The organism is Gordonia sp. PS3 (assembly GCF_041950545.1).
Lineage (GTDB): Bacteria > Actinomycetota > Actinomycetes > Mycobacteriales > Mycobacteriaceae > Gordonia > Gordonia sihwensis.
Genome location: NZ_CP169524.1, coordinates 620,461 through 646,618, shown reverse-complemented (window position 1 = coordinate 646,618; position 26,158 = coordinate 620,461). Strand labels below are relative to the sequence as shown.

Here is a 26,158-nt window from a genome sequence, read left to right as displayed (position 1 = left end):
CCTAATCGGATCCGGTTGTCGCCGTTCCGTGTAAGCAATCCCACCCCCGGTTCGTCATCAGACGTCCGGGCTCTACTGCTGCGGCGGAACGCCACCCTGTCCGTGCGGCGGTGTCTGCGGCGGCTGCTGCGGATACGCGCCCGGCTGCGGCGGCTGCACCGGCGGGTACGGGCCGGGCTGCGGCGGCGGGAATCCACCCGGAGCCTGTCCGTAGCCCTGCTGCGGCTGCCCGTAGTGCCCCGGTCCCGGCTGCTGGGGTCCGGGCTGCTGGGGCTGACCGTACTGGGGCTGCCCATACTGGGGCTGGCCGAAAGACTGTGCCGGACCTGCAGCGCCTGCGGCGGGCTTACCGCCGAACAGGCCCGGACGGATCGTGAGCAGCACCGCAGCGGCCCCCGCCGCCAACGTCACCAACGCGCCCGCGAGCACGAGCCACAACCCGTACGCAGCGCCGAGTTCGGCGCCGGGCGGCATCTCGCTGCTCGTCTTCATCCCGACCGCGCCCGTCGGGTCGGCGACGAACACGATGCCCGCGATCGTGGCCGCGAGACCGCCCACCGCGGCCACCAGCGCGCCGATGCCGGAGTAGCGCCCGATCAGCAGCAGCACCGCGCCCACCGCGACGATGACTCCGAAGACGATCATCCAGATACCCGGTTTCTTCGCCTTCTCATCGGCATCGGAGGAGAACGAGTCCTCTTGCGCCGAGATCTGGTTCTCCATCGCGGCGCGGGCGATGTCGGGCGCTTCGATGACGTACAACGACGCGTCACCGGAGCCCATGCCGGTCACCGTGAAGTCCATTCCCACGGCGATCCTCGCCGTACCGAGGCTCTGCTCGCTCTTAGCGGACCCCGAGACCCACGCCAAGAAGCTGCAGACAATGAGAACGAGAGCCCCGACAGCGGCGACAGCACCCACGATCGTCCGAGTCGACGACGGCGGCGCCGTCGGTGCCAGCAACGCGGCCACCGGTGAGGCGGGTTGTGCGGGCGGCGGCTGCGGAGGTTGGAACGGCTGCTGTCAGAAAGTCATGAGCTCCCCTGATGTCTGCGACTGATGTCGCGGCTTTCGCATCATCGTAAGGCCGCGGACGCAAAAATTTCGGCTCCCGCACCGGTCTGTGAGACCCGTGCGGGAGCCGAAATTCTGTATCAGACGGTTGTCAGCCCGCCTCGCCGTCGGCTGCCTCGGTCAGTTCCGCCGGGGCATCCGGGATCGCCCGCGGGCGGTCGGATCCGGTGAAGGTGAACGTGGCGTCCTCGCCCGTTCCCTCTCCGTCCCAGCCCTCGACGTCGATGACGACGATCTGGCCGGCCTTGATCTCCTCGAAGAGGATCTTCTCCGACAGCTGGTCCTCGATCTCGCGCTGAATGGTGCGGCGCAGCGGCCGCGCACCCAGCACCGGGTCGAATCCGCGCTTGGCCAGGAGGTTCTTGGCCTTCTCCGTCAGCTCCAGATCCATGTCCTTGTTCTTCAACTGCGCCTCCACGCGGCCGATCATCAGGTCGACCATCTTGATGATCTCGTCCTGCGTCAGCTGGTGGAAGACGATGATGTCGTCGATGCGGTTGAGGAACTCAGGCCGGAAGTGCTTCTTGAGCTCGTCGTTGACCTTCTGCTTCATCCGGTCGTAGTTGGAACCGCGGCCGTCGTCCTTGCTGAAGCCCATGCCGACAGCCTTGGAGATATCGGACGTGCCCAGGTTGGACGTGAAGATCAGCACCGTGTTCTTGAAGTCCACGGTCCGGCCCTGACCGTCGGTGAGGCGACCGTCCTCCAGCACCTGCAACAGCGTGTTGTAGATCTCCGGGTGGGCCTTCTCGATCTCGTCGAACAGGACCACCGAGAACGGCTTGCGGCGCACCTTCTCGGTGAGCTGGCCGCCCTCGTCGTAACCGACGTAGCCGGGAGGGGCTCCGAACAGTCGCGACGCGGTGAAGCGGTCGTGGAACTCACCCATGTCGATCTGGATGAGTGCGTCGTCCTCACCGAACAGGAAGTTCGCGAGCGCCTTCGACAGCTCGGTCTTACCGACACCCGACGGTCCGGCGAAGATGAACGAGCCCGACGGACGCTTCGGATCCTTGAGTCCGGCACGAGTACGGCGGATCGCACGCGAGACCGCCGCCACGGCGTCCTCCTGGCCGATGATCCGCTTGTGCAGCTCGTCCTCCATGCGGAGCAGACGAGTGGTCTCCTCCTCGGTGAGCTTGAACACCGGGATACCGGTCCAGTTGCCGAGGACCTCGGCGATCTCCTCGTCGTTGACCTCGGCGACCACGTCGAGGTCGCCCGCCCGCCACTGCTTCTCGCGCTCGGCGCGCTCGGCGACCAGTTGCTTCTCCTTGTCGCGGAGGCTCGCCGCCTTCTCGAAGTCCTGGGCGTCGATCGCCGATTCCTTCTCCTTGCGCGCTTCGGCGATGCGGTCGTCGAACTCGCGCAGGTCCGGCGGAGCGGTCATCCGGCGGATGCGCATCCGCGCGCCGGCCTCGTCGATGAGGTCGATGGCCTTGTCCGGCAGGAAGCGGTCGTTGATGTACCGATCGGCGAGGGTGGCCGCAGCCGCGAGGGCACCGTCGGTGATCGACACCTTGTGGTGCTGCTCGTAGCGGTCGCGCAGACCCTTGAGGATCTCGATGGTGTGCTCCACCGACGGCTCGCCGACCTGCACCGGCTGGAAGCGGCGCTCGAGCGCGGCGTCCTTCTCGATGTACTTGCGGTACTCGTCCAGAGTGGTGGCACCGATGGTCTGCAGTTCGCCGCGCGCCAGCTTCGGCTTCAGGATGCTGGCGGCGTCGATCGCGCCCTCGGCTGCGCCCGCGCCGACGAGCTGATGCAACTCGTCGATGAACAGGATGATGTCGCCGCGGGTGTTGATCTCCTTCAGCACCTTCTTCAAGCGCTCCTCGAAATCGCCGCGGTAGCGGCTGCCCGCGACCAGCGACCCGAGGTCGAGCGTGTAGAGCTGCTTGTCCTTGAGCGTCTCCGGGACGTTGCCGTTGACGATCGCCTGCGCCAGCCCCTCGACCACGGCGGTCTTGCCGACGCCGGGCTCACCGATGAGCACCGGGTTGTTCTTGGTGCGGCGCGAGAGGACCTGCATGACCCGCTCGATCTCCTTCTCACGGCCGATCACCGGATCGAGCTTGCCCTCGCTCGCGGCGGTCGTGAGATTGCGGCCGAACTGATCGAGGACCAGCGAGGTCGACGGTGTGCCCGACTCCGACGACCGCGCGCCGGTACCCGCCTCGGCCGGCTCCTTGCCCTGGTAGCCCGAGAGGAGCTGGATCACCTGCTGGCGGACCTTGTTCAGGTCGGCGCCCAGTTTCACCAGCACCTGCGCGGCGACGCCTTCGCCCTCGCGGATGAGACCCAGCAGGATGTGCTCGGTGCCGATGTAGTTGTGACCGAGCTGCAAGGCCTCGCGCAGACTCAGCTCCAGCACCTTCTTGGCGCGCGGAGTGAACGGGATGTGACCCGACGGCGCCTGCTGGCCCTGGCCGATGATCTCCTCGACCTGGCTGCGAACCGCCTCCAACGAGATGCCGAGCGACTCGAGCGCCTTCGCCGCGACGCCTTCACCCTCGTGGATGAGTCCCAGGAGGATGTGCTCGGTACCGATGTAGTTGTGGTTGAGCATCCGCGCTTCTTCCTGCGCCAGGACGACAACCCGGCGTGCGCGGTCGGTGAACCGTTCGAACATTGTTCTCCCTCTATTGCTTGCGCCCCGGCCGCTGTCACGAAAGTGTGACGTACTCCGGCGACCAGCCCTGCCTTCACTGTAGTGGTCCCGGGAGGCGACGAGGCAGTTACATCTGTCCTCAGTCCTCGGCTGTGTACTGCGACGGGGTTCTGTGGTTGACAACGCAACGCTCAAGGGGGATGTTCCCGGCCCGATACGCCCTGAGCGAACGGTGCTCCGACCACCCGGCCGGAGCCCGTGATTGACTGTCTTGCATGTCCTCGCGCTCCTCGTTCGCGGGCCGCCTGCCACACCTGCCCGGAGGCATGGCGGCGGTCGCAGCCCTCAGCGCCGCGGCGCTGGTCGTCACCGCCGGGGTAGTCCTTTCCGGTACCCCGGAATCCGCACCGGACGCCTCGATCGAAGGCGTGCTGCGCTCGTACTCCGCCGAACCCGACGCGGCGTGGACGCTCGACGACGGTGCATTGCCGGGAATGAGCGGGCCGGCGACGGTCGCGGCCACCGACGGCCACCGCTGGCTGATCTCGTACCCGGTCGGCATCAAGCACGAGTTCATGCTCATCGACGCACGGTCGGGCGAGCCGCAGTGGGACTCCCCGGTCGACGCGGGTTTCGGCGACTGCTCGATCAACGACCGCCGTCAGATCGGCTGCGCCGTTCGGTTGCGCATCGACGGGCCGGAGAACGGGTTCTACCTCGTCGATCAACACGACGGATCCCTCACCCGCACCGCCGACGGCGACGACACCGCCGCGGTTCTCGGCCTGGGTCCCGACTTCGTGCACGTCAATCAGAGCGGCTACCAGGTCAGTCTGCGATCACCGGACGGCGCCACCGCGTGGAGCCGCACCTTCGCCGGCGCCGCCGAGGTCCGCAAGGCGCACGGCGCTCTCATCGTCGACACCTCCGACGACGCTCATCACGTCATCGACCCCGCCGACGGGACCGACCGGATCTCCTGCACCCAGTGCACGGTCGACGTCTTCGAATCCGGCATCGCGGTGACCGACACGGCGTACGGCGCCGAGTCGGTCTCGTTCCATCCCTTCACCGAGGCCGGCGTCAGCGACGAGGCCGTCGGAACGGCGCGGCGCATGCGTGTGCTCCGCGGACCGTCGACGCTCCCGGTGATCGCCCCCGCCGGCGAGGGGTCGTCTCTCGACGCCGCCGGGCACTACGAGATCGTCGATCCGGCGACCGGCGACGGGCTCTGGCAGATCGGAGACCCCGAACTGTCGAAGGCGAACGCCCGGCCGTGCGGCCGAGTGCTGTCAGTGGCGCGCAAGGATCGCTCACGCGTGTTCTTCGACCTCGCCGACGGCGCACGGCGCGGCGCGATGCCGCCCCCGGCGCTCGATGATCCCGACGCCGCCATCGACGCCTCCTCCTGCGTGGGCGCCTCCGACGATGTGGCCGTGTTCGCGAACCCCAACCAGTTGACGGCCTACGACATCGACTCGGGCGCGCAGCTCTGGAACCGGACTGTGCTGGGATCGGCCCGTGACGTCGACGGCTACATCGTGCTGAGCGAGGGCGCGACACTCACCGCCTTGCGACCGAACTGACGTCGACGCGGATTCAGCGCCCGTCGTAGGCGGCACGCGCCTCGGCGACCTCGTCCACCTGCGCCTCCACGAGTTCGATCAACCCGGAGAGCCGCTGCGCCACCTGCGTGCCCGCCTCGGTGAGCGAGTACTCCACCCGCGGCGGAATGGCTTGCAGCATCTCCCGCCGCACGTAGCCGTCTCGCTCGAGCGATTGCAGTGTCACCGACAGCATTCGTTCGCTGACGCCGTCCACCCGCCTGCGGAGCGCGTTGAATCGGAGTTCGCCGTCGAGCAGCGCCACCAGTGCGAGCAGGCCCCACCTGCTGGTGACGTTCTGGAGGATCTCGCGCGAGGAGCAGTTCCGCGAGAAGACGTCGGCCTCGAGAGACGGGTCGACGATGTTCTCCGTGGGCTGCGCGTCGTTCATGCGGCCATTCTACCCTCCTGGACGCTATGTGCTTACCATCACCATTGCACATTACTTTTCGTAAGTGCATGATGAAATGACAGCGCAAATTCATCGGCGTCGTCATTACGCCGACCACGAGAGGACTCCCCATGACCAGCTACGCAGTGACCGGCGCGACCGGCGGACTCGGCTCCGCCGCCGTCCACTCCTTGATCGAGCGAGGCGTCACGGCCTCCGACATCGTCGCCGTGGTCCGCGACGAGACGAAGGCGAGCGGCCTGGCGGCTGCGGGCGTCACCGTGCGCGTCGCCGACTACGCCGATCCGCCGGCCCTGCGCACCGCGCTGGCGGGCGTCGACAAGCTGCTGCTGGTGTCCGGTTCGGAGGTGGGTCGACGCCTGCCGCAACACTCCAACGTGATCGAGGCGGCCACGCACGCCGGGGTCGGCTTGATCGCTTACACGAGCATCCTGCGCGCCGACTCGTCACCACTCGTCCTGGCCGACGAACACCGCGAGACCGAGAAGCTCCTCGCGGCGAGCGGTATCGACACGGTGCTGCTGCGCAACGGCTGGTACTCGGAGAACTATGCGCGCTCGCTGGCGCCCGCCGTCGAGTCGGGAGTCTTCGCGGGCAGCGCCGGAGACGGTGTGGTCGCACCCGCGGCGCGTGCCGACTACGCCGACGCCGCTGCCGCGGCGCTGATCAACGCTCCGGCGGGCGCGGTGTACGAACTCGCCGGCGGCGAGCACCTCACGTACGCCGACATCGCGGCGACGTTCGCGGCGGTCTCCGGTCGCCCGGTGACCTACCGGGATCTCCCGGAGGCCGAATACGCCGCGGCGCTGGAATCGGCCGGCGTTCCGGCCGGATTCGCCGCCGTCCTCGCCGATTCCGACACCGGGGCGGGCAAGGGCGCCCTCGACTCCGATTCGACGGATCTGGCCGACCTCCGAGGCCGACCCGGCACACCGTTCACCGAGGTCATCGAGGCCGCACTGAACTGAGCCCGGGCGGCTACCGACGCAGGAAGGCCGCCAACGCCGCCGAATACATCGGAACGTCGTCGGCGCCCATCAACTCGCGGCAGCTGTGCATCGCGAGCTGAGGTGCGCCGACGTCGACGGTCAGCAGCCCCGTACGCGTGGCGGTGAGCGGCCCGATCGTCGAACCGCACGGGAGGTCCGCGCGATGGATGTATCGCTGCAGCGGCACGCCGGCGTCTCGGCACGCCAGCGCGAACTCGGCCTCCCCGATGGCGTCGGAGGCGTACCGCAGATTCTGATTCACCTTGAGCACCGGACCGCCGTTGACCGCGATGCGGTGCGACGGTTCGTGGCGATCGGGGTAATTGGGATGCGTCGCGTGCGCCATGTCGCCCGACACGCAGACGCTGGCGGCCATCGTGCGGAGGAAGTCGTCGCGATCACCTCCGGACGCGGCGACGATCCGTTCGCACACCGTCACGAGGAAGTCCGACGACGCCCCGCGCTCCGACCCCGAGCCGACCTCTTCGTGGTCGAACAGAGCCAGCATCGAGATCGCACCCGACCGCTCGCCCGATCCCGCGTCGAGCAGTGCGCGCAGTCCGGCGTAGCAGGTGCCCTGATTGTCCAGTCGCGGCGCGCTCAGGAGATCCCCCGCCGCACCGACGATCCGCGACGGCGCGACGTCGTGCGTCATCAGCTCCCAGCCGAGCACCGCGTCGGCGTCGAGCCCGGCACGGTTCGCGACGAAGGCCAGCAGTGGCTGCGCCTCTCCGACGCCGCGGATCGCGTCGACATGCCGCTGCGGGTCCAGGCTCACGCCCTTGCGGTCCTCCGACAGATGGATCGCCAACTGAGGGACGCGCAGGATGGGCTCGTCGATCCGGACCAGCTCGAAGGCCACCGTTCCGCCGGCGTCGTAGGCCAGCCGGCCCGACAGACCGAGGTCGCGGTCGAGCCACGAGTTCAGCCAGGCGCCGCCGTACGGTTCCAGTGCGACGGTCGCCAGACCCGCGCTGACGCGATCGGGATTCTGCTTGACGCGCAGGTTGGGGCTGTCGGTGTGGCCGCCCACGATCCGGAAGCGCGGGTCGTCAGCGGCGGCCGAGGCATCCCAGGCGATGATCGAGCCGCCGCGGACCACATAGTGCCTGCCCGAGGCGGGATTCGACGCGGCTCCGTCCGGTGCGGCCCAGGAATCGGTCTCCGACAGCCGCTGATACCCGGCGGCGTCCAGGGTCGCGGCGACGGTCGCGCAGACGTGAAAAGGCGACGGCGAGGCGTCGATGAAGTCACCGAGCCCCGCCGCCGTCGCAGTCGTGTCGACCGTCATCAGACGGCCGCGAGCACCGCGTCCAGTGCCGAGTAGAAGAGACCGAGACCGTCGTCGCTGGGGCCGGTGAGCGCCTCGATGGCGTGCTCCGGGTGCGGCATGAGACCCACCACGCGACCGTCGGCGCTTGCGATGCCCGCGATGTCCAGGCTCGAACCGTTCGGGTTGTCGCCGGCATACGTGAACGCGATCCGGCCCTCACCCTTGAGTTCTTCGAGTTGGCGCTGGGATGCGACGTAGCGTCCCTCGCCCGACTTCAGCGGAATGAGGATCTCAGCGCCGACCTCGTAGCGCGAGGTCCACGCCGTGGTGTTCGACTCCACACGGAGCCACTGGTCCCGGCAGATGAAGTGCAGTCCCTCGTTGCGGGTGAGCGCTCCCGGCAGGAGCCCGGCCTCGCAGAGGATCTGGAAACCGTTGCAGATCCCCAGGACCGGCATGCCGCGCTGAGCGGCCTCCACCACTTCGCCCATCACCGGGGCGAACTTGGCGATGGCCCCGCAGCGCAGGTAGTCGCCGTACGAGAAGCCGCCGGGAACGACGACGGCGTCGACCCCCTTGAGGTCGGCGTCGCCGTGCCACAGGCTCACGGCCTCGCCGCCGGCCGCGTCGACCGCGCGAGCGGCATCGACGTCGTCGAGGGTGCCGGGGAAGGTGATGACTCCGATGCGAGCAGTCATGTGGCCGCTACTCCGCGACGCGGGTGACGTTGAAGTTCTCGATGACCGTGTTGGTCAGGAGCTCTTCGGCGATCCGCTCGAGGGCGGCGTCGTCGACGGTGCCGTCCACCTCCAGCTCGAACCTCTTACCCTGACGGACGTCTGCCACGCCCGCGAATCCGAGGCGCCCCAGCGCTCCGACGATGGCCTGGCCCTGCGGGTCCAGGATCTCGGCCTTGGGCATCACATCGACCACTACACGCGCCATTCGGGCACTGCTCCTCACACCGATGGTCTCGAATGTTCCACCCACGGGGGCGGAACGGTTACGCGCCTACTCTACCTGGCTCAAGAGGCGTCGCTGAGCGCCGCCTCGATGGCCCCGATCACTTCCGGGGAGCCCGGTTCGGTGCGCGGACGGAAGCGGCGCAGCACCGTGCCGTCGGCGTCGACGAGGAACTTCTCGAAGTTCCATTGGATGTCGCCGGATTCGCCGTCCGCGTCGGGTGTCTGGGTCAGCGCGGCGTACAGCGGATGCCGATCGGCGCCGTTCACGTCGGTCTTCTCCAGCAGCGGGAAAGTGACGCCGTACGTGGTGGAGCAGAAGGTCGCGATCTCGTCGGCACTGCCGGGCTCCTGACCCATGAACTGATTGCACGGGACGCCGACCACGGTGAGCCCGCGGGGACCGTAGTCCTTCTGCAACTGTTCGAGCGCCGTGTACTGCGGAGTGAGACCGCACTTGGAGGCGACGTTCACCACGAGCAGCGGGCCGGGCAGGCCGGCGAGGCTGAAATCGCTGCCGTCGAGGGCACGGACGGGGATGTCTTTGATGTTGGAGTGACCCATGTCCCACAGCCTAAACACCGGTGAGGCAACTCACCACTCATTGCGTTGCAGCAATAGTTGCGCCAGCGTAAGTTCTTCGAGGTGTCCGAATCCGATACTTCCGTCGAGGCCTGCACCCGAGCTCTTGTGGCATTTCTCGAGCGGGTCGCGGCACGCGCCTCCTGCAACACCGTCGACCGCGTGGCGGCCACCGACATGACCCTCTCGCAGCTCCGGATGCTGATGGTCCTGTCCCGCTGCGATCACGACCTGTCGGTGAACGAACTCGCCGACGCCGTCGGCCTGTCGCTCGCCGCGGCCGGCCGCGGGGCCGACCGGCTGGTGGTGCTCGATCTCGTCACCCGCAGGGAGGACGAGTGCGATCGCCGGGTGAAGCGCCTGTCCCTCTCCGATCACGGGCGCGAGATGATCGCGACTCAGTTCCGGATGCGGGACGACGACCTCGCCGACCTCGTCGCCGAGATTCCCAGTGACGTCCGCGGCGACCTCGCCTCGGCGCTGTCGAGCGCACTGGATGCGCTTCCTCCCACCCCATCCTTCGCCGACTCTTCACGAACCTAGAAAGAGAACCTCATGACCTCATCCCCACCGGGGACCGCGAGCGACAAGCTGGGACGTGACGTCTTCATCGTCGCCGGCGTGGTGGTGCTCGGAGCGATCATGTCGATCCTCGACGTGACCGTCGTCGCCGTCGCTCAGCCCACCTTCATGTCCGAGTTCGACACCACCTCGGCCGGTGCCGCGTGGTCGATGACCGGTTACACCCTGGCGCTGGCCGCGGTGATCCCGACCGCCAGCTGGGCCGCATCGCGTTTCGGCACCAAACGCGTCTACATGGCCTCGCTCATCCTGTTCCTGATCGGCTCGGTCCTGTGCGCGATGGCCTGGAACATCGGCTCGCTCGTCGCGTTCCGCGTGCTCCAGGGCTTCGGCGGCGGTCTGCTCATGCCGATCGGCATGATGATCATGACCCGCGCGGCCGGGCCCGAGCGCGTCGGCTCGGTGATGGCAGTTCTCGGCATCCCGATGCTGCTCGGCCCCATCATGGGCCCGATCCTCGGCGGATGGCTGATCGAGATCGCCTCGTGGCACTGGGTGTTCCTGATCAACGTCCCGATCGGTGTCATCGCCCTCGTGTACGCCTTCTTCGCGCTGCCCGGCGGCGGCGCCGAGCCCGGCAAGAAGATCGACTTCCCCGGCCTTCTCATGCTCTCGCCCGGTCTGGCGTTGTTCCTGTTCGGCGTCTCCTCGAGCGCCGAGGAGCGGACCTTCGGCACGCCGCGCGTGTACGGCCCGATGATCGTCGGCGCGATTCTGATCATCGCCTTCGTCTGGCACGCCTTCCGCACCACCAACCCGCTGCTGGACCTGCGCCTGTTCCGCAACTCCACCCTGCGCGTATCGGTGATCACGATGTCGCTGTTCGCGATCGCCTTCTTCGGCGCGTCGCTGCTGTACCCGCAGTACTTCATCGTGGTGCGAGGAGAGTCGACGCTGATGGCGGGCCTGCTCCTGGCGCCGCAGGGCCTGGGCGCGATGCTGACGATGCCGATCGCGGGCAAGATGACCGACAAGATCGGTCCCGGCAAGTTCGTCCTCGCGGGCCTGGTCCTCATCGCCGTCGGCGTGGCAGCGTTCATCACGCTGGGCACCGACACCTCGTACTGGTTCCTGTGCCTCGCGCTGTTCGTCCAGGGCCTCGGCATGGGCATGACGATGATGCCGATCATGTCGGCGTCGCTGGCCACCCTGCGGGGTTCGGAGATCGCCGACGGCTCCACTCTGATGAACGCGATTCAGCAGACCTCGTCGTCCATCGGCACCGCCGTCATCACGGTCATCTTCACCACCATGCTCGCCCCGCTGTCGCGGGCGATCATGCAGGCCGGAGGCGACCAGACCAAGACGATGAACGCGATGATCGAGAACGGCGTCGATGTGCGGGATCCCGCCGCGGTCGGCGCGGCAGGCCAGAACGTGATCTCCGACATCGCGTCCACGTACGGCAACACGTTCATCGTGGCGACGGCGCTGGTGGCCCTGACTCTGATCCCCGCCTTCTTCCTGCCCCGCAAGAAGATGGTCGCCGCCGACACCGAGGAGCAGCCGGTGCCGGTCGCGCTCCACTGATCGCGATCAGCCGACCGACAGTGACGCCCCCGGGAGACCGGGGGCGTCACTCGTCTGCGGACCCTGCAGGCCGGTGTCAGCCTCGACCGGCCGGCGCCCCCGACTGCTGGAGGATCCAGGCCAGTTCGAAGGCGGTCTCCTCCCACTGCTTGTACCGGCCGGAGACGCCGCCGTGGCCGGCGGTCATCTCGGTCTTGAGCAGCACCGGGTTCTCCGACGTGGTGCACTCCTGCAATCGCGCCACCCACTTCGCGGCCTCGACGAAGAGGACGCGGGTGTCGTGCAGAGAGTTCTCGGCGAGGATCGCCGGATACGGCCGCGGCGCGACGTTCTCGTACGGCGAGTACGACTTCATGTACGCGTACACCTCGGGATCGTGGAGCGGATCGCCCCACTCGTCCCACTCGATCACCGTCAGCGGGAGCGACGGATCGAGGATCGAGGTGAGAGCGTCCACGAAGGGCACCGCGGCGAGTACTCCGTTGAACAGTTCGGGAGCCAGGTTCACCACGGCACCGACGAGCAGACCGCCGGCACTGCCGCCCTCTGCCACCAGGTGGTCCGGCGAGGTCCAGCCCGTGTCGATGAGGTGCCGGGCGACGTCGATGAAGTCGGTGAAGGTGTTCTTCTTGGAGAGCGTCTTGCCGTTCTCGTACCAGAGCCGTCCCATTTCGCCGCCTCCCCGCACGTGCGCGAAGGCCATGACCATTCCACGGTCGAGCATCGACAGCCGTGCCACCGAGAAACCGGGGTCCAGGCAGGTCTCGTAGGAGCCGTAGCCGTACAGCAGCATCGGCGCGGGCGCGGAGCGGTCGAGGTCGCGGCGGAACACCAGCGAGACCGGCACACGGGTGCCGTCGCCTGCCACCGCCCACTCCCGGACCGCGGTGTAGTCGTCGGGGTCGTACCCGCCGAGCACCGGCTGCCTCCGCAGCAGTGTCCGTTCACCGGTGGCGACGTCGAGGTCGAACACCTCGGCCGGATCCACGTAGCTGGTGTACACGATCCGCAACCGGGGGGTGTCCCACTCGGCGTTGGCGCCGAGCCCTGCCGAACGCAGTTCCTGGGGGAAGGTCACCTCGACGAAGTCGTCGGGCGCCGGGATGCCGTCCACCCGCCGCAGGTCGGCGATGGCCAGTCGCGGCAGCGCGTCCGCCCGGTACGACAGCACGAGGTAGTCGCGGAAGCAGTCGACGTCCTCGATACGGCGGCCGGGACGGTGCGGGATCAGTTCCCGGCGCGCGCCGAAGTCTCCCACGGGAACGAGGTCGACCGCGAAGTCGATCGCCTTGACGCCGTCGCGCTCGCCGTTGTGGACGATGACGAACCAGTCCTGGCCCGCGATCCGCGCGTGCTCGACCGAGTAGTCGACTCCGTCGGTACGCCCCGCCACGGACACGAACTCGCCCGTCGGATCGTCCGCACTCAGGACCAGCGCCTCGGACGTCACCTTGGAGCCCACGCTCAGCACGAGGTAGTCCTCGCTCTGCGTGGTGCCGATGCCCACCCAGTAGCGCTCATCGGGTTCGTGGAACACCTGCACGTCCGGCTCCGCCGATCCCACCTCGTGGCGCCAGACGGTGTCAGGACGCCAGGCGTCGTCGACCGTGGAGTAGAAGACGTACCTCGCATCGCGCGACCAGGTGGCGCCGGCCGCGATGCCGGCGATCGTGTCCGGGAGGAGTTCCCCGGTCACCAGATTCCTGATGCGGAGGGTGTAGCGTTCGTCGCCCTTGACGTCGGTGCTGTAGGCGAGCCAGTCGCCGTCGTGGCTCACGGACGTGGCGCCCAGGCTGAAGAAGTCGTGACCCCTCGCCTCGGCGTTGGCGTCGAAGACGATCTCCTCGCCGGGCAGCGCGACGCCCGGAGTCACCTCGGGCGGCGTCCAGTCGTCGGGCGAGGCGATCGGGCAGCGGCAGCTGACGGCGTACTGCTGTCCTTCGGTGGTCCGGGTGAAGTACCAGAAGCGTCCGCTGCGCGTCGGCACGCTCATGTCGGTCTCCTGGACGCGCGACTTGATCTCGCCGAAGATGTCGCGCCTGAGCTGCGCCAGGTGCGCGGTCTCCTGCTCGACGAACGCGTTCTGGGCTTCCAGGTAGGCGATGACCTCCGGGTCCTCCTTGTCGCGCATCCACTCGTAATCGTCGACGACGACGTCACCGTGGTGGACGCGCTGCGTCGGAACCTTCTTCGCGACCGGCGGGGCCGCCCGATCAGCCATGCTGGGCGTCCGGCCAATCGGCGAAACTCTGCTGCGAGATCCGTTCGTACGCCTCGATGTACCGCGCCCGAGTCCGCTCGACGACGTCGGCGGGCAGGGCCGGCGGCCGCTGTTCGCCCGTGCGGTCCCAACCCGAATCCGGTCCGGTGAGCCAGTTGCGGACGATCTGCTTGTCGAAGCTCGGCTGCACCCTGCCCGGCGCGTAGGTCGCGGCGTCCCAGTAGCGGGAGGAATCGGGGGTCAGCACCTCGTCGGCGAGGACCAGTGAGCCGTCGGCCGCCTGTCCGAACTCGAACTTGGTGTCCGCGAGGATGATTCCGCGCTCAGCGGCCAGCTGGGATCCGCGGCCGTAGATGTCGAGGGTCGCGTCGCGCAGCCGTTCCGCCAGGTCGGCGCCGACCGTCTCGGCCACCTGGTCGAAGCTGACGTTCTCGTCGTGGTCACCCACGGCCGCCTTGGTGGCCGGGGTGAAGATCGGTTCCGGGAGCTTGTCGGCCTCACCGAGCCCGGCGGGCAGCCGCACGCCGCAGACGGCGCCGGTGGCCTGATAGTCGGCCAGGCCCGAACCGGTCAGATAGCCGCGAGCAACGCACTCCACCTGCACCATCGGCAGCTTCTTGACGACCATCGACCGGCCGACGAGTTCGGCCGGGATGCGTTCGTCGGCGGGACCGCCGTCGAGATGGTTCGGCACCCCGAGGTGCTCGAACCAGAAGAAGCTGGCCGCCGTGAGAATCCGGCCCTTGTCCGGGATCGGGGTGTCGAGGATGAAGTCGTACGCCGAGATGCGATCGGAGGTGACCAGCAGCAGCGTGGCGTCGTCGATCTGGTAGATGTCACGGACCTTGCCCGACGCGATGTGCCGGTAGTCGGCGAGGGTGGGACGCATGCGGGGCTCCTAGAGAATCGGGGCGGGCGTGTACGCCGCGGCGGCGGGGTTCGCGTCGATCCAGGCCGCGGCGTTCGCGATCACCTGGGCGACCTGTGCCTCCGCGGCACCGACAAAGGCGGACTTGTCGGCGATGAGCTCGTCGAGTGCCGCGCGGTCGAGGGGGATCCGGTCGTCGGCGGCCAGCCGGTCGAGGAGATCCGGTTCGCGGCCCTCCTCGCGCATGGCGAGTGCCACGGCGACGGCGTTCTCCTTGATCGCCTCGTGCGCCGTCTCGCGGCCGACGCCCGCGCGCACCGACGCCATCAGCACCTTGGTGGTCGCGAGGAACGGCAGGTACCGGTCCAATTCGTTGGCGATCACCTCGGGGTACGCGCCGAACTCCGCGAGGACCGTCAGGAAGGTCTCCATCAGCCCGTCGATCGCGAAGAAGGCGTCCGGCAGCGCCACACGGCGGACCACCGAGCAGAAGACGTCGCCCTCATTCCACTGGTTGCCCGCGAGTTCGCCGGTCATGGACGCGTAGCCGCGGAGGATCACCGTGAGACCGTTGACGCGCTCGCAACTGCGGGTGTTCATCTTGTGCGGCATCGCCGAACTGCCCACCTGGCCGGGCTGGAAGCCCTCGGTGACCAGTTCGTGGCCGGCCATCAAGCGGATGGTGGTGGCCAGCGACGACGGCCCGGCCGCCAGTTGCACGAGCGCGGAGACGACGTCGTAGTCGAGCGAACGCGGGTACACCTGGCCCACCGAGGTGAAGGCGTTCGCGAAGCCGAGATGCCGGGCCACCTCCCCTTCGAGACGGGCGAGCTTGGCGGCGTCGCCGTCGAGCAGATCAAGCATGTCCTGGCTGGTACCCATCGGGCCCTTGATTCCGCGCAGCGGGTACCGCGCGATCAGCTCGTCCAGGCGGGTCAGCGCGGTCATCAGCTCGTCCGCGGCACTGGCGAACCGCTTGCCGAGGGTGGTGGCCTGCGCGGCGACGTTGTGGCTGCGGCCGGCCATCACGATCGACGAGTACTGCGCGGCCCGCTCGGTGATGCGCGCGAGGGTGGCGACGGCGTGGTCGCGGACGTGGCGCAGCGAGACGAGCACCTGCAGCTGCTCCACGTTCTCGGTGAGGTCGCGGCTGGTCATGCCCTTGTGGATCTGCTCGTGACCGGCGAGCGCGTTGAACTCCTCGATCCGCGCCTTCACGTCATGGCGGGTCACCCGCTCGCGGTCGGCGATCGAATCGAGGTCGACGTCGCCGACCACTCGTTCGTAGTCGGCGATCGCCTCGGCGGGGACGTCGATCCCGAGGTCGCGCTGCGCCTTCATCACGGCGATCCAGAGGCGGCGCTCGAGAACGATCTTGTTGCGCGGCGACCAGATCTCGGCGAGGTCCGCAGACGCGTAACGGTTGGCCAGGACATTGCTGATGGCAGGTTTACCCACGTCTACGCAGTGTAGTGCCCGGACGGGCGCCCCCGGAAAACGACAGTGCACGACAGATACCCCTCGGGGTATGCTGGAGACGGTACTCAACCGGACTCCAGGAGAACAGCATGCGCAGTGACGACGAGTCGACCACGGCCGTACTGAACCGGCTGCGCCGCGCGCAGGGACAGTTGGGCGGCGTGATCGCGATGATCGAGGACGGGCGCGACTGCAAGGACATCGTCACGCAACTCGCAGCGGTTTCCCGCGCCCTCGACCGCGCCGGTTTCAAGATCATCGCCACCAACCTGCGCGAGTGCCTGAGCGACCAGAACGACGACGCTCCCGACATGGAGACCCTCGAGAAGCTCTTCCTCACCCTCGCCTGAACTACCCGCCCTGCCCCGACCGCACCGACCGAACCCCGGAGGAAGACATGAAACTCGCCATCTCCACCACCGTCGACGCCCCGCTCGACGAGGCCGTCGCCCGAACGCGCGAAGCGTTGTCCGCCCAGGGCTTCGGCGTCCTCACCGAGATCGACATGGCGGCCACCCTCAAGACGAAGATCGGCGCGGAGATGGAGGATTACGTGATCCTCGGCGCGTGCAACCCTCCCCTCGCCCACCGAGCGGTGACCGCCGAGCGGCAGATCGGGCTCCTCCTGCCCTGTAACGTCGTCGTCCGCGCCGACACCGACGATCCGGGACGCAGCATCGTCGAGGCGATGAACCCGCAACTGATGGTGACCGTGGTCGACAACCCCGGCCTCGCCGACGTTGCGGACGAGGCGACCGCCAGGCTCACCGCCGCCGTCGAATCGCTGTCGGCCGGCGCCTGAACGAGCAGTAGTCAACGATCAGCAGACACCCCCTGAAAGGACTCGACATGTGTTTCCCCGTCACCTGCGGTAAGTGCGGAAAGATCACTTGGGACGGCTGTGGTGAACACGTCGCCGACGTGATGGGCCCGGTCCCCGCCGACCGCCGCTGCACCTGCCCCGATCCGCGGTCGGCCGCTCACTGAGCCGGCCCGCGTCCGAGCGCCGAGGGCTGGGAGGGACCGCTCGTTCGTCGTCGGAACCGAGTCGCCCCACGCGGTAGACTCGCTTCCCGACATGGTCTTGCGCGATCCCTCCCGCCAATCCGCCGCGACTGTCGCCGACGATTCGGCGACGTCGCGGCGTGCGCTGTCCCGGCGTTCGCTGCTGACCGGGGTCGCCGGGCTGGCCGCGCTCGGCGGGGTCGCGGCCTGCAGCACTTCCGATCCGCTGGTCCCTCGCGATGCCGCGAACGTCGGCGGCGACGACCGACTTCCAGTGCAGACCGATCCCCCGGAGATCCCGAACGATCCGCCCGTACTGACCGGCAGCTTCGTCTCGACGAAGATGGCCGGCCGCGACACCCGGTGGGCGGTGAGCCGCCCCAACGGTGTGACCGGCGAACTCCCGGTGGTCGTAGTGGCCCACGCGCTGAACACCGACGAGCGCAGCATCTTCAGCAAGGCGCTCAACATCCAGGGCGTGGTTCAGCAGTACGTGGACGCGGGGAACCCGCCGTTCGCGGTGGCGAGCGTCGACGTGGCACGCAACTATTTCCACGCTCGCACCGACGGCACCGACGGCGCCGCGATGATCGTCGACGAGTTCATTCCGATGCTGGACGGCGACCAGCGGCTGAACCTCCGGACCGACCGCATCGGTCTCTACGGCTGGTCGATGGGCGGATACGGCGCGCTCCGACTCGGCGCTCTCATCGGCGCACCGCGGGTCGCGGCGATCGCCGTGAGTTCCCCGGCGATGTGGGCCGACCCCGCGAACTTCCCGCCCCGGGCGTTCGATTCCTACGCCGACTACCAGGCCAATTCGTTGTTCGGGCAGCAACACGCGTTCAGCAAGATCCCGCTGATGATCTCGATCGGCATGGCCGACCAGTTCTACACCTACACCCGGCAATGGGCCGCAGACCTGCATCCTCCCGCCGCCTTCTCCACCACGCCCGGCGGACACACCAACCGGTTCTGGCGGTCGGTGCTGCCCGATCAGGTGGAGTTCCTCGGCCGCAATCTCGCGCGCTGATCGAGATCGACGAGCGGCCCCGGCGTCAGACCGAGGGCGGGAACTGGCCGCTTCGAACCACTGCCCCGCCGGACAGTGTCGCGGTCACATCGGTCGGACCGCCCTGCGGGCAGCAGAACGGATCGTCGTCGCGCAGCCACCGGTACCGGACGGTGACCGAGTTCAGGGTGTCGCCGGCGACCGAGGTGTACGAGTACTCGTGCGGCTCCACGGTCCCCAGATACTGGCCGCCGGCGAACAGCAGAACCCTCGAGGTGTAGGTGGCGTCGTTGAATCCGCTGCCGTCCACGAGCATCCAGTCCAGTCCGCAGCCGTGCGCCAGCGGGTGCTCGCTGGCACCCCGCGGCACCCACGATCCGCCGTTCGAGTCCGGTCCCAGCGTCGCGATCGCATCCCGGGCGAGCGCCGAGTTCAGGTCGAAGCACAGCCCGTGACCACTGCCCGGCCGGCCGGCGTCGGTATCGGAATCGGTATCGGCGACCGATGTGGTCTGGGCGACGGGCGTGCTCCGGACGTCCCGGTCGGACCCCGCCGGCGGCTGCACGCCGGGTTCGTCGACCGTCTCCTGCTGCTGTGCGGTCGGCTGCTGTGCATCCGGCTTCGGGGCGGAACCGTGTCGCGACTGGCTCGGCACCGTCGACTCCGCGGTGGTCGCAGAGCGTGCCGCGTCGGTCGCCGTGCCGGCGGTGGTGCATGCGGTCAATGCCAGGCCGAGCGCCGCCACCGCGGTCACCCCTCGCACCGATTGACTGATCCTCATCGTCGCCTCCCTCGAATCTCCCGACCTCACGGGATAGATCGACGGCATGCGAAGCGGCGTGACCCCGCGTCATTCGGGCGGTGGACGCGGCGCGATCAGATGGAGATGAGTCCGTCTTCGGCGGCCTTGCCGATGTCGGTCCGGAAATGCGCGCCCGGCAGCCGCACTCCGGCCAGCCGCTCGTAGGCCTGCGCCCGCGCGGACGCCAGATCGGCGCCGCGGCCGACCACCGACAGCACACGCCCCCCGGAGGAGACGATCCGACCGTCGGCGGAGACCGCTGTTCCCGCATGCAGCACGCCTTCGGCTGTGGCGCCGGTGATCGCGTCGCCGGTCCGGGGGCGGCCCGGGTAGTTCTCCGCCGCGAGGACCACCACCACGGCCGCACCGTCATGCCACCGCAGCGGCGGCAGATCGGCGAGCGTACCGCGAGCGGTCGCGGCCAGCGCCTCGCCCAGCGGCGATTCGAGCAGTTCGAGCACCGCCTGTGTCTCGGGGTCGCCGAAGCGGCAGTTGAACTCGACCACTGCGGGCCCGTCGGAGCCGATCGCCAGGCCGGCGTACAGCAGACCGGAGAACGGCGTGCCCCTCCGGACCAGTTCCGCGGCGACGGGTTCGCACACCTCGTCGACGATCCGATCGACCATCGACTGCGGCAGCCACGGAAGCGGCGTGTACGCGCCCATTCCGCCGGTGTTGGGTCCGGCGTCGCCGTCGCCGACGCGCTTGTGATCCTGCGCGGGCAGCAGCGGGACCACCGTCTCACCGTCCACCAGGCAGAACAGCGACACCTCGGGACCGTCGAGGAAACTCTCGAGCAGCACCGGATGTCCGTGTTCGAGGCAGTCGGCCGCGTGGGCACGCGCCGCATCGCGGTCGGAGGTCACCACGACGCCCTTGCCTGCGGCCAGACCGTCGTCCTTCACCACCCAGGTGGGACCGAAGCGGTCCAGCGCGGCATCCAGGTCGGCGGGGTTGTCGACGATCTCCGCTCGGGCGGTGCGCACGCCCGCCGCGGCCATCACGTCCTTGGCGAAGGCCTTGGACCCCTCGATCTGCGCGGCCGCGGCACTCGGACCGAAGGTGTCGAAGCCTGCTTCGCGCAGGGCATCGGCCACCCCGAGGACCAACGGGACCTCGGGGCCGATCACCACCAGATCCGCGTCGATCTCCCGAGCCAGTGCCACGACGGCGTCGGCCGACGCGACGTCGACGGAGTGGTTGGTGGCCAGCGCGGCCGTACCGGCGTTGCCGGGCGCCGCATGCAACTGCGTCACCGACGGATCGCGGTCGAGTCCGAGGAGAAGGGCATGTTCGCGGCCGCCCGAGCCGATCACGAGTACGCGCACGCCGTTCAGGGTAGTGGGTCCGGCCCGACGGCGATGCCACCGCCCGGCGACGGGGGCGCGATGCCGTCGACCGGGTGGATCAGCGTCGGCGAGCCGACGCCTCCACCAACAGCAACGGCAGGACCGGAGTCAGGCACCCCACCACCACGCAGGCGAGCAGCCCCACGCCGGACACGGCCAGCACCCCGCCGGCGATGAGCGGCACCGACGCCGCGAGGAACAGCGGGATCAGCAGCCGGTCGGCGCCGGCCAGCAGATAGAACATGACGATCGTACCCAGGCAGAACACCGCCAACGGCACCGCGACGGCACCGTAGACCGCAGCTTGGGAGATCTCGGCCTCGCCCTCCAGCCACATCGCCACCACGTGCAGGCCGGCGCCGACGGCCGCGCAGCCGATGACGATCGGCATGCTGCCGTAGCCGAAAACGAAGGCCATTCCCGGCCGCGCCGCCAGCGGGCGCCCCACCTCGAGTTGGAAGTACAGCCACCACATGGCGAACGTGACGCCCATCGCTGTCAGGCCCAGCACCGCGGTCTCCGTGCTCCAGCCGGTTCGTCCGATGACCGCCTGCAACACCGCGACCGTCCCGACCACACCTTCGCCGAGGGTGATCACCACCAGCGTCGAATACCGTTCGACGATGTGCCCGGGGTGCCAGGGAGTGGCCCGGAACCGCGTCTCGGCGATCGCGGGCCCCAGCAGTTCGGCCACCATGCACACCGCGATCGCGATGAGCGTGGGCCCGAGCGTCATCGAGACCGCGGCGACCGCCACCCAGCCCACCTGCGCGACGGTCGTCATCAGCGCGTACGTCAGACACGTGGCGCGGTATTCGGGAGCCTGTACGGCCGCCCGCAGCCACTGCACGATCATTCCGGCGCGCATCACGATGTAGCCGATCACCACCACCGCGAGGTCGACGTGGCGGTTCGCGTCGATCGACGCGAACACCGGCGGCAACCCGATCGCGATGATCGCCACGCCGACCATCTGCACCAGTGTCAGCAGCCGGTACACCCAGTCGTCGGTGTCGAAGGCGGAGGAGAACCAGGCGAAGTTGATCCAGGCCCACACCGCGGCGAAGGTGGCGATGGCGTAGCCGATCACGGCCGCACGGTAGTGCCCCTCGGCGAGGTACTCCGCCAATTGGGCGCCCGCGATCGAGAAGGCGACGACGAAGACGAGGTCGTAGAAGACCTCCAGATCGCTGGCGGCCCGGCCGTCCTCGGCCGGATCGCGTCCGGACATGCGCCGGATGGTGGTCGACACGCTCACGTCGAACACCGTAGAGCCCACCGCATCGGGGGCCAAGGAACCGGCGGAGCGACTGCGCGCCGCGCGCGGTCGCCCCCGCATCCGCCGATCGCGCTACTGCGTCACGTTCTCCTGGTACCCGGTGATCCGATCCACCAGGAGTTCGGCGAACCGGAGCAGTGGTGGGCGAGCCGCGAGCGCGGGTTCGCCCGCGGCGAGGAACACCGTGCTGCTCGGCGGGTCCCGACGGCGGTCCAGTCGCACCAGGGCCCCGCTCCGGACCTCCTCGTGAACCAGATAGCTCGGCAGGACGGTGACGCCGAGCCCGGCGAGCGCCGCGGCCTTCATCGCCACCAGATCGGGCAGGACGATCGTCGGATCGAACCGCGGATCGACTCCGAACACCGTGTTCCAATACCGCCGCAGCAGCGGGAGGTGATCGTCGTAAGCGATCAGACCGGCCGCATCCAGTTCGGCGGGCGGCTCGGTCCCGTCGGTCAGTCCCGGTGCCGCGACCAGCCAGAACCGCTCCCGGGCCACCGGCCACGCCCGGACTCCGGCTCCGGTCGGCCGGATCCCGGAGACCACCGCGAGGTCGAGCCGCCCGGCGTCGAGTTCGGCAAGCATCCGCCGCGAATCACCGAATTCGAAGGCGATTCGCGGCAGACGCACAGTGTCGCCGGCGAGCGCCGGAAGCAACTGCTCGGTGACGAACTCGCACGGTCCGCCCAGCGATACCATGAGACCGCCGGTCGGAGACCGACGCAGATCACCGGCGATCAGGCGGTCGATCTCGTCGAGATGCGTCGCGATCTGTGCGGCGATCTCGTGAGCCGCGACCGTCGGCACCGTGCCGTCGGCGCTCCGCTCGAACATCCGGACGCCGAAATGGTCCTCGACCAGGTGGATGTGGTTGGCGACCGTCGGTGCCGAGACCCCCAGGTGCCGAGCGGCCGCATGAAACGACCCCGACCGGTACACGGCCAGCATCGTGCGCAGGTGATCCTGCGAGAGGCGTCTGGTGGACGACACACAACCATCGTCCCACCCGGGCGAGAAGAACGACGGTGCTCCGGCGACGCGGCGTCCCCGGAGCACCATCGGTCAGTTCTTCGGCGACGTGAGGTCGTAAAGAGTCACACCGTCGACCGTCGTGGCGGTGAAGTGCTCCTTGACCCACGAACTGATCTCCGACGACGTCCCGCTCTCCCCCATGCCGGGCATTCCGCCGAAGCCCTCACCACCGCGATCACCCCGGCCGCCCGAGATGAAGTAGTGAATCCTGCCGTCGGCGACGTACTGCTTGAACTGGTCCAGGGTCGGCGACGGGTCGGTCCCGTTGAACCCGCCGATCGGCATCACCGAGTATCCGCTGGCGATCTGATAGCCGGAGGCCTCGTTGGAACCGATTGCCGCCGCGACCCACGTGTACCGATCGGCGTCGTTCCGCAGGACCGCGACCATCTCGTCAGACGGCGTGGATCCGTTCAGCAGGCCGCCCGCCGGTGAGGCTCCGGGACCTCCGCCCGCCTGGCCCGGGGCGCCCATGCCCGGCGCACCGCCCATGCCGGGGAATCCGCCACGTGCACCGGCCTGCGTCCGGCCCGCTCCCAGTGGCCCGAACGCGCCGTTGAACCGGCCGTGCCGACCGTGCCCGCCCCCCGGCCCGAATTCGCCTTCGACCTGGGGACCGGCGCTGATGATCGAGCCCTGCTTAGCCGTGGTCACCGTGTCGACCGTGTAGGCGAGCGGACCCGCCAGGCCGGCGAGAACCGCGAGCGACGCTGCGACCGCGGCGAGCACGCCACGCTGAGCCCCCAGCATCAGCGCTCCCGCGACGATCCCCACGACGAGGACGACGAACCGCAGCCACGGGACGAAATCGGCCGAGCGGTTCAGCAGCACGAATCCCCAGATCGCCGCGGTCCACGTCGCGGCGGCCAGCACCAGCCGAACCCACAACGCGGCCCGTTCGCGCCAGCACACGACCGCCGACACCGCGATCACCGCCGCCAGAGCGGGAGCGATGGCCGCCGTGTAATAGCTGTGGAAGATGCCCGCCATGAAGCTGAAGACGCCGACCATGATCAGCATCCACAGTCCGAAGACGCTCAAGTAGGCACGCCGCAGATCGGTACGTGAGGCCCGCCCGATCAGAACCAGCGCCGCCACTCCCAGAATCAGGGACGACGGGATCAGCCAGGCGATCTGACCGCCCTGCGCCGGCTCGAACATCCGGAGCCAGCCGGTGGAGCCCCACATGCCGCCGCCCGGGCCGCCGGCGCCGGGACCCCCCGGACCGCCCTGGCCGAACATCTCGGCTGCCGCGCCGCTCATCTCGCGAGCGCGTCCGCCACCGCCCACGCTGCCCTTCTCGTTCCCGTCGAGCCGGCCGAGACCGTTGTAGCCGAACGTCAGCTCGAGGATCGAGTTGTTCTGCGAACCGCCGATGTACGGACGGCTCGACGCCGGCCAGAGCTCCACGGCCAGGACCCACCAGCCGGCACTCACGATCAGCGCACCCAGTGAGGCGAACAGATGCCCGATGCGACGCAGCCACCGTCCGGGACCGAACGCCAGGTAGGTCACGGCCATCGCCGGAACGATCAGCATCACCTCCAGCTGCTTGGTGAGGAAACCGAATCCGACCGCCGTGCCTGCCGCGACCATCCACCACACGCTCTTCGCGCCGGGCTCCATCGCGCGCAGCACCGCGCCGCACGCCGCGATCATGAGCAGGATAAGCAGGGCCTCGGGGTTGTCGAACCTGAACATCATCGCGGCCACTGGGGTCAGCGCCAACACGGCGCCCGCACCGATGCCGGCCCAGTGGCCGAAGTAGCGGCGGGTGATGAAGTACAGCAGCGCCACCGACCCGACACCCATCAGCACCTCGGGGACCAGCACCGACCACGAGTTGAGGCCGAAGACTCGCACCGACAGCGCGGGGATCCACAGGGATGCGGGCGGCTTGTCGACGGTGATCGAGTTCGCCATGTCGGACGACCCGAAGAACCACGCCTTCCACGACTGCGAACCCGCCTGGATCGCAGCCGTGTAGAAGGAGTTCGCCCAACCGTTGATCGAGAGATTCCACAGGTAGAGGACGGTGGTCCCCACCAGCAGCGCCGCCAGCGACAGCCGGCGCCACAGCGCACTGCGCGTCCGGTCGGGATCATCGGGCAGGGGTTCGGCCGGTTGCGGCCGATCGAGGACGGTCGCAGTCATGCGGCACTCCGTTCGATAGAGGTCTGCTCGGCCGGCGCCGCGACGGAGGGGCGCCGGCGGAACACCCACCGCAGCCCGACGAAACGTGTCGCGGTGGCGACGAGGTTGGAGGCGACCAGGACGGCCAGTTCCAGTGCGCGGCCGGCATCCGGGTTCCAGCGGTGCAACGCGAAGAGCGAACCCGCCGTCACCGCCCAGCCGAAGAGGAACACACCCCACCCGAACAGGTGGTGCCGCGCCCGGTCCTGGCGCCCGCGGACGCCGAAGGTGAAGCGGCGGTTGGCCGCGGTGTTCAGCACCGCGGTGATCGCCAGCGCCAGGAAGTTGGCGGCCTGTGCACCGGCCGGCCGCAACAGGAGATACAGAAGCGCGAACGCCACCGTCGACACCAGGCCGACGGCGCAGAACCGGGCCAGCTGACCGACCATTCCGTGCGGCACACCGTCGATCACCGGCCCCGGCAATCGATCCCGTCCGAGTGTCTTGCGCAGTTCGGCCACCGGGATCCGACCGGTGGCGAGCGCCCAGCCGACGCGTGCGCACCCGCGCAGATCGGCGATCGCGGTGGCGACGATGTCGACTGAACTGTCGGGATCGTCGATCCAATCCACCGGAACCTCCGCGATTCGCAGACCGACGCGTTCGGCGAGAACCAGCAGTTCGGTGTCGAAGAACCATCCGGTGTCCTCGACGTACGGCAGCAGTCCGCGGGCCACATCGGTGCGCATCGCCTTGAAGCCGCACTGCGCGTCGGAGAAGCGGGCGCCCATCGCGGTGCGCAGGATCAGGTTGTACGAGCGCGAGATGAACTCCCGCTTGGCGCCCCGGATCACCCGGGACGAGTGCGACAGCCGAGTGCCGATCGCGATGTCGGAGTGCCCCGAGATCAAGGGGGCGATGAGCGGCATCAGCGCATTGAGGTCGGTGGAGAGATCGACGTCGCAGTACGCGACGATCTGAGCGTCATTGTCGCGCCAGACGTGGTTGAGCGCCCGCCCCCGCCCCTTCAAGTCGAGGTGGACCACGCGAACGCCCGGGATCTCCGCCTGCAGCCTCAGCGCGATCGCGAGGGTCGAGTCCGTACTCGCATTGTCGGCCACGGTGATCCGCGCCGGATACGGCACGCTGTCGGCCAGATGGCGGTGCAGCCGGCGAACCGACTGCTCCAGATCGTCTTCTTCGTTGTAGACCGGCATCACCACATCGAGGACCGGTCGGTCGGGCACCGACTCGCCCTCGGTCGATGCCCGGCTCAGAACTTCTGTCATGGCTACGAGAATCGTGCGGTTCGCTCCCGCGGCCCTGGGCCACTGCTGGGAGATTCCTGTGGATGACGGA

Annotated in this window: 23 protein-coding genes; 7 read left to right on the top strand and 16 right to left on the bottom strand. The window is 68.7% G+C overall.

Annotated elements, in window-relative coordinates:
- Positions 1-72 precede the first annotated feature (72 nt).
- Together ACE11G_RS02970 and ACE11G_RS02965 are read right to left on the bottom strand one after the other, a co-directional pair.
- Complete coding sequence (locus ACE11G_RS02970) at positions 73-804, bottom strand: hypothetical protein (RefSeq protein WP_260868381.1); 732 nt, start codon at positions 802-804, stop codon at positions 73-75.
- Positions 805-1,165: 361 nt separating this feature from the next.
- On the bottom strand, positions 1,166-3,706 hold the full coding sequence (locus ACE11G_RS02965; RefSeq protein ID WP_006897300.1) for an ATP-dependent Clp protease ATP-binding subunit: 2,541 nt from the start codon (positions 3,704-3,706) through the stop codon (positions 1,166-1,168).
- A gap of 254 nt (positions 3,707-3,960) precedes the next feature.
- Here ACE11G_RS02965 and ACE11G_RS02960 point away from each other — a divergent pair, with 254 nt between their 5' ends.
- The gene (locus ACE11G_RS02960) at positions 3,961-5,271 is read left to right on the top strand and encodes a hypothetical protein (RefSeq protein ID WP_375003618.1); all 1,311 of its coding nucleotides are present in this window, start codon (positions 3,961-3,963) and stop codon (positions 5,269-5,271) included.
- 13 nt (positions 5,272-5,284) lie between these two features.
- Here ACE11G_RS02960 and ACE11G_RS02955 read toward each other — a convergent pair whose 3' ends face one another.
- The gene (locus tag ACE11G_RS02955; protein ID WP_278124955.1) at positions 5,285-5,680 is read right to left on the bottom strand and encodes a helix-turn-helix domain-containing protein; all 396 of its coding nucleotides are present in this window, start codon (positions 5,678-5,680) and stop codon (positions 5,285-5,287) included.
- Positions 5,681-5,811: 131 nt separating this feature from the next.
- Between ACE11G_RS02955 and ACE11G_RS02950 the strand changes: the two genes are divergently transcribed.
- A complete protein-coding gene (locus ACE11G_RS02950) occupies positions 5,812-6,669 on the top strand; it encodes an SDR family oxidoreductase (RefSeq protein WP_375003616.1) in 858 nt (285 codons plus the stop codon).
- A gap of 10 nt (positions 6,670-6,679) precedes the next feature.
- On the opposite strand, the gene ACE11G_RS02945 is transcribed toward ACE11G_RS02950, so the two are convergent.
- From ACE11G_RS02945 to ACE11G_RS02930, 4 genes are all read right to left on the bottom strand, one after another.
- Positions 6,680-7,981 carry a M18 family aminopeptidase gene (locus ACE11G_RS02945; RefSeq protein WP_375003614.1) on the bottom strand — a complete coding sequence of 434 codons (1,302 nt, stop codon included), beginning with the start codon at positions 7,979-7,981 and terminating at the stop codon, positions 6,680-6,682.
- Positions 7,981-8,661 carry a phosphoribosylformylglycinamidine synthase subunit PurQ gene (purQ, locus tag ACE11G_RS02940; RefSeq protein WP_006897305.1) on the bottom strand — a complete coding sequence of 227 codons (681 nt, stop codon included), beginning with the start codon at positions 8,659-8,661 and terminating at the stop codon, positions 7,981-7,983. Before purQ ends, ACE11G_RS02945 begins: the two co-directional genes overlap by 1 nt.
- A 7-nt stretch (positions 8,662-8,668) precedes the next feature.
- Positions 8,669-8,908, bottom strand: coding sequence for a phosphoribosylformylglycinamidine synthase subunit PurS (gene purS / locus ACE11G_RS02935; RefSeq protein WP_006897306.1), 240 nt, complete (start codon positions 8,906-8,908; stop codon positions 8,669-8,671).
- Between the two features lie 80 nt (positions 8,909-8,988).
- Positions 8,989-9,489 (bottom strand): glutathione peroxidase, encoded by a 501-nt coding sequence (locus ACE11G_RS02930; protein WP_039867746.1) that lies wholly within the window; start codon positions 9,487-9,489, stop codon positions 8,989-8,991.
- 57 nt (positions 9,490-9,546) lie between these two features.
- On the opposite strand from ACE11G_RS02930, the gene ACE11G_RS02925 reads away from it, so the two are divergent.
- Positions 9,547-10,050: a MarR family winged helix-turn-helix transcriptional regulator gene (locus tag ACE11G_RS02925; RefSeq protein ID WP_101841525.1), complete on the top strand. Its 504-nt coding sequence runs from the start codon at positions 9,547-9,549 to the stop codon at positions 10,048-10,050.
- A 12-nt stretch (positions 10,051-10,062) separates the two neighbouring features.
- The gene (locus ACE11G_RS02920) at positions 10,063-11,619 is read left to right on the top strand and encodes a DHA2 family efflux MFS transporter permease subunit (RefSeq protein ID WP_006897309.1); all 1,557 of its coding nucleotides are present in this window, start codon (positions 10,063-10,065) and stop codon (positions 11,617-11,619) included.
- 76 nt (positions 11,620-11,695) lie between these two features.
- Here ACE11G_RS02920 and ACE11G_RS02915 read toward each other — a convergent pair whose 3' ends face one another.
- Genes ACE11G_RS02915 through purB form a run of 3 tightly spaced genes read right to left on the bottom strand, consistent with a single transcriptional unit; the run spans position 11,696 to position 16,166 of the window.
- Complete coding sequence (locus ACE11G_RS02915) at positions 11,696-13,840, bottom strand: S9 family peptidase (RefSeq protein ID WP_006897310.1); 2,145 nt, start codon at positions 13,838-13,840, stop codon at positions 11,696-11,698.
- Positions 13,833-14,729, bottom strand: a complete 897-nt coding sequence (locus ACE11G_RS02910) for a phosphoribosylaminoimidazolesuccinocarboxamide synthase (RefSeq protein ID WP_006897311.1) — start codon at positions 14,727-14,729, stop codon at positions 13,833-13,835. The genes ACE11G_RS02915 and ACE11G_RS02910 overlap by 8 nt, the downstream gene beginning before the upstream one ends.
- A gap of 9 nt (positions 14,730-14,738) precedes the next feature.
- The gene (purB, locus tag ACE11G_RS02905; protein WP_006897312.1) at positions 14,739-16,166 is read right to left on the bottom strand and encodes an adenylosuccinate lyase; all 1,428 of its coding nucleotides are present in this window, start codon (positions 16,164-16,166) and stop codon (positions 14,739-14,741) included.
- A 110-nt stretch (positions 16,167-16,276) separates the two neighbouring features.
- On the opposite strand from purB, the gene ACE11G_RS02900 reads away from it, so the two are divergent.
- From ACE11G_RS02900 to ACE11G_RS02890, 3 genes are all read left to right on the top strand, one after another.
- Complete coding sequence (locus ACE11G_RS02900; protein WP_006897313.1) at positions 16,277-16,537, top strand: metal-sensitive transcriptional regulator; 261 nt, start codon at positions 16,277-16,279, stop codon at positions 16,535-16,537.
- Between the two features lie 47 nt (positions 16,538-16,584).
- Complete coding sequence (locus ACE11G_RS02895; protein ID WP_006897314.1) at positions 16,585-16,989, top strand: DUF302 domain-containing protein; 405 nt, start codon at positions 16,585-16,587, stop codon at positions 16,987-16,989.
- 276 nt (positions 16,990-17,265) lie between these two features.
- A complete protein-coding gene (locus ACE11G_RS02890) occupies positions 17,266-18,225 on the top strand; it encodes an alpha/beta hydrolase family protein (RefSeq protein WP_006897316.1) in 960 nt (319 codons plus the stop codon).
- Between the two features lie 25 nt (positions 18,226-18,250).
- On the opposite strand, the gene ACE11G_RS02885 is transcribed toward ACE11G_RS02890, so the two are convergent.
- The 6 genes from ACE11G_RS02885 to ACE11G_RS02860 all read right to left on the bottom strand — a co-directional run bounded on the left by ACE11G_RS02885 (position 18,251) and on the right by ACE11G_RS02860 (position 26,088).
- Positions 18,251-18,985, bottom strand: a complete 735-nt coding sequence (locus ACE11G_RS02885) for an LppP/LprE family lipoprotein (RefSeq protein WP_278124970.1) — start codon at positions 18,983-18,985, stop codon at positions 18,251-18,253.
- A gap of 95 nt (positions 18,986-19,080) precedes the next feature.
- Positions 19,081-20,334 carry a phosphoribosylamine--glycine ligase gene (gene purD / locus ACE11G_RS02880; RefSeq protein ID WP_006897318.1) on the bottom strand — a complete coding sequence of 418 codons (1,254 nt, stop codon included), beginning with the start codon at positions 20,332-20,334 and terminating at the stop codon, positions 19,081-19,083.
- Between the two features lie 79 nt (positions 20,335-20,413).
- Positions 20,414-21,613, bottom strand: coding sequence for a low temperature requirement protein A (locus tag ACE11G_RS02875; protein WP_308128695.1), 1,200 nt, complete (start codon positions 21,611-21,613; stop codon positions 20,414-20,416).
- Between the two features lie 93 nt (positions 21,614-21,706).
- On the bottom strand, positions 21,707-22,624 hold the full coding sequence (locus tag ACE11G_RS02870) for a LysR family transcriptional regulator (protein ID WP_169317722.1): 918 nt from the start codon (positions 22,622-22,624) through the stop codon (positions 21,707-21,709).
- A 72-nt stretch (positions 22,625-22,696) separates the two neighbouring features.
- The gene (locus tag ACE11G_RS02865; RefSeq protein WP_006897321.1) at positions 22,697-24,820 is read right to left on the bottom strand and encodes a glycosyltransferase family 39 protein; all 2,124 of its coding nucleotides are present in this window, start codon (positions 24,818-24,820) and stop codon (positions 22,697-22,699) included.
- Positions 24,817-26,088, bottom strand: coding sequence for a bifunctional glycosyltransferase family 2/GtrA family protein (locus ACE11G_RS02860; RefSeq protein ID WP_006897322.1), 1,272 nt, complete (start codon positions 26,086-26,088; stop codon positions 24,817-24,819). The genes ACE11G_RS02865 and ACE11G_RS02860 overlap by 4 nt, the downstream gene beginning before the upstream one ends.
- Positions 26,089-26,158: the final 70 nt, after the last annotated feature.

Coding starts and splice junctions, on each gene's coding strand:
- ACE11G_RS02930 (WP_039867746.1), bottom strand. CDS start 9,489: ATGGGTCACTCCAACATCAAAGACATCCCCGTCCGTGCCCTCGACGGC.
- ACE11G_RS02970 (WP_260868381.1), bottom strand. CDS start 804: ATGGACTTCACGGTGACCGGCATGGGCTCCGGTGACGCGTCGTTGTAC.
- ACE11G_RS02965 (WP_006897300.1), bottom strand. CDS start 3,706: ATGTTCGAACGGTTCACCGACCGCGCACGCCGGGTTGTCGTCCTGGCG.
- ACE11G_RS02885 (WP_278124970.1), bottom strand. CDS start 18,985: ATGAGGATCAGTCAATCGGTGCGAGGGGTGACCGCGGTGGCGGCGCTC.
- ACE11G_RS02900 (WP_006897313.1), top strand. CDS start 16,277: ATGCGCAGTGACGACGAGTCGACCACGGCCGTACTGAACCGGCTGCGC.
- ACE11G_RS02960 (WP_375003618.1), top strand. CDS start 3,961: ATGTCCTCGCGCTCCTCGTTCGCGGGCCGCCTGCCACACCTGCCCGGA.
- ACE11G_RS02945 (WP_375003614.1), bottom strand. CDS start 7,981: ATGACGGTCGACACGACTGCGACGGCGGCGGGGCTCGGTGACTTCATC.
- ACE11G_RS02865 (WP_006897321.1), bottom strand. CDS start 24,820: ATGACTGCGACCGTCCTCGATCGGCCGCAACCGGCCGAACCCCTGCCC.
- ACE11G_RS02955 (WP_278124955.1), bottom strand. CDS start 5,680: ATGAACGACGCGCAGCCCACGGAGAACATCGTCGACCCGTCTCTCGAG.
- purS (WP_006897306.1), bottom strand. CDS start 8,908: ATGGCGCGTGTAGTGGTCGATGTGATGCCCAAGGCCGAGATCCTGGAC.
- ACE11G_RS02890 (WP_006897316.1), top strand. CDS start 17,266: ATGGTCTTGCGCGATCCCTCCCGCCAATCCGCCGCGACTGTCGCCGAC.
- ACE11G_RS02860 (WP_006897322.1), bottom strand. CDS start 26,088: ATGACAGAAGTTCTGAGCCGGGCATCGACCGAGGGCGAGTCGGTGCCC.
- ACE11G_RS02920 (WP_006897309.1), top strand. CDS start 10,063: ATGACCTCATCCCCACCGGGGACCGCGAGCGACAAGCTGGGACGTGAC.
- ACE11G_RS02895 (WP_006897314.1), top strand. CDS start 16,585: ATGAAACTCGCCATCTCCACCACCGTCGACGCCCCGCTCGACGAGGCC.
- purQ (WP_006897305.1), bottom strand. CDS start 8,661: ATGACTGCTCGCATCGGAGTCATCACCTTCCCCGGCACCCTCGACGAC.
- ACE11G_RS02915 (WP_006897310.1), bottom strand. CDS start 13,840: ATGGCTGATCGGGCGGCCCCGCCGGTCGCGAAGAAGGTTCCGACGCAG.
- ACE11G_RS02950 (WP_375003616.1), top strand. CDS start 5,812: ATGACCAGCTACGCAGTGACCGGCGCGACCGGCGGACTCGGCTCCGCC.
- ACE11G_RS02910 (WP_006897311.1), bottom strand. CDS start 14,729: ATGCGTCCCACCCTCGCCGACTACCGGCACATCGCGTCGGGCAAGGTC.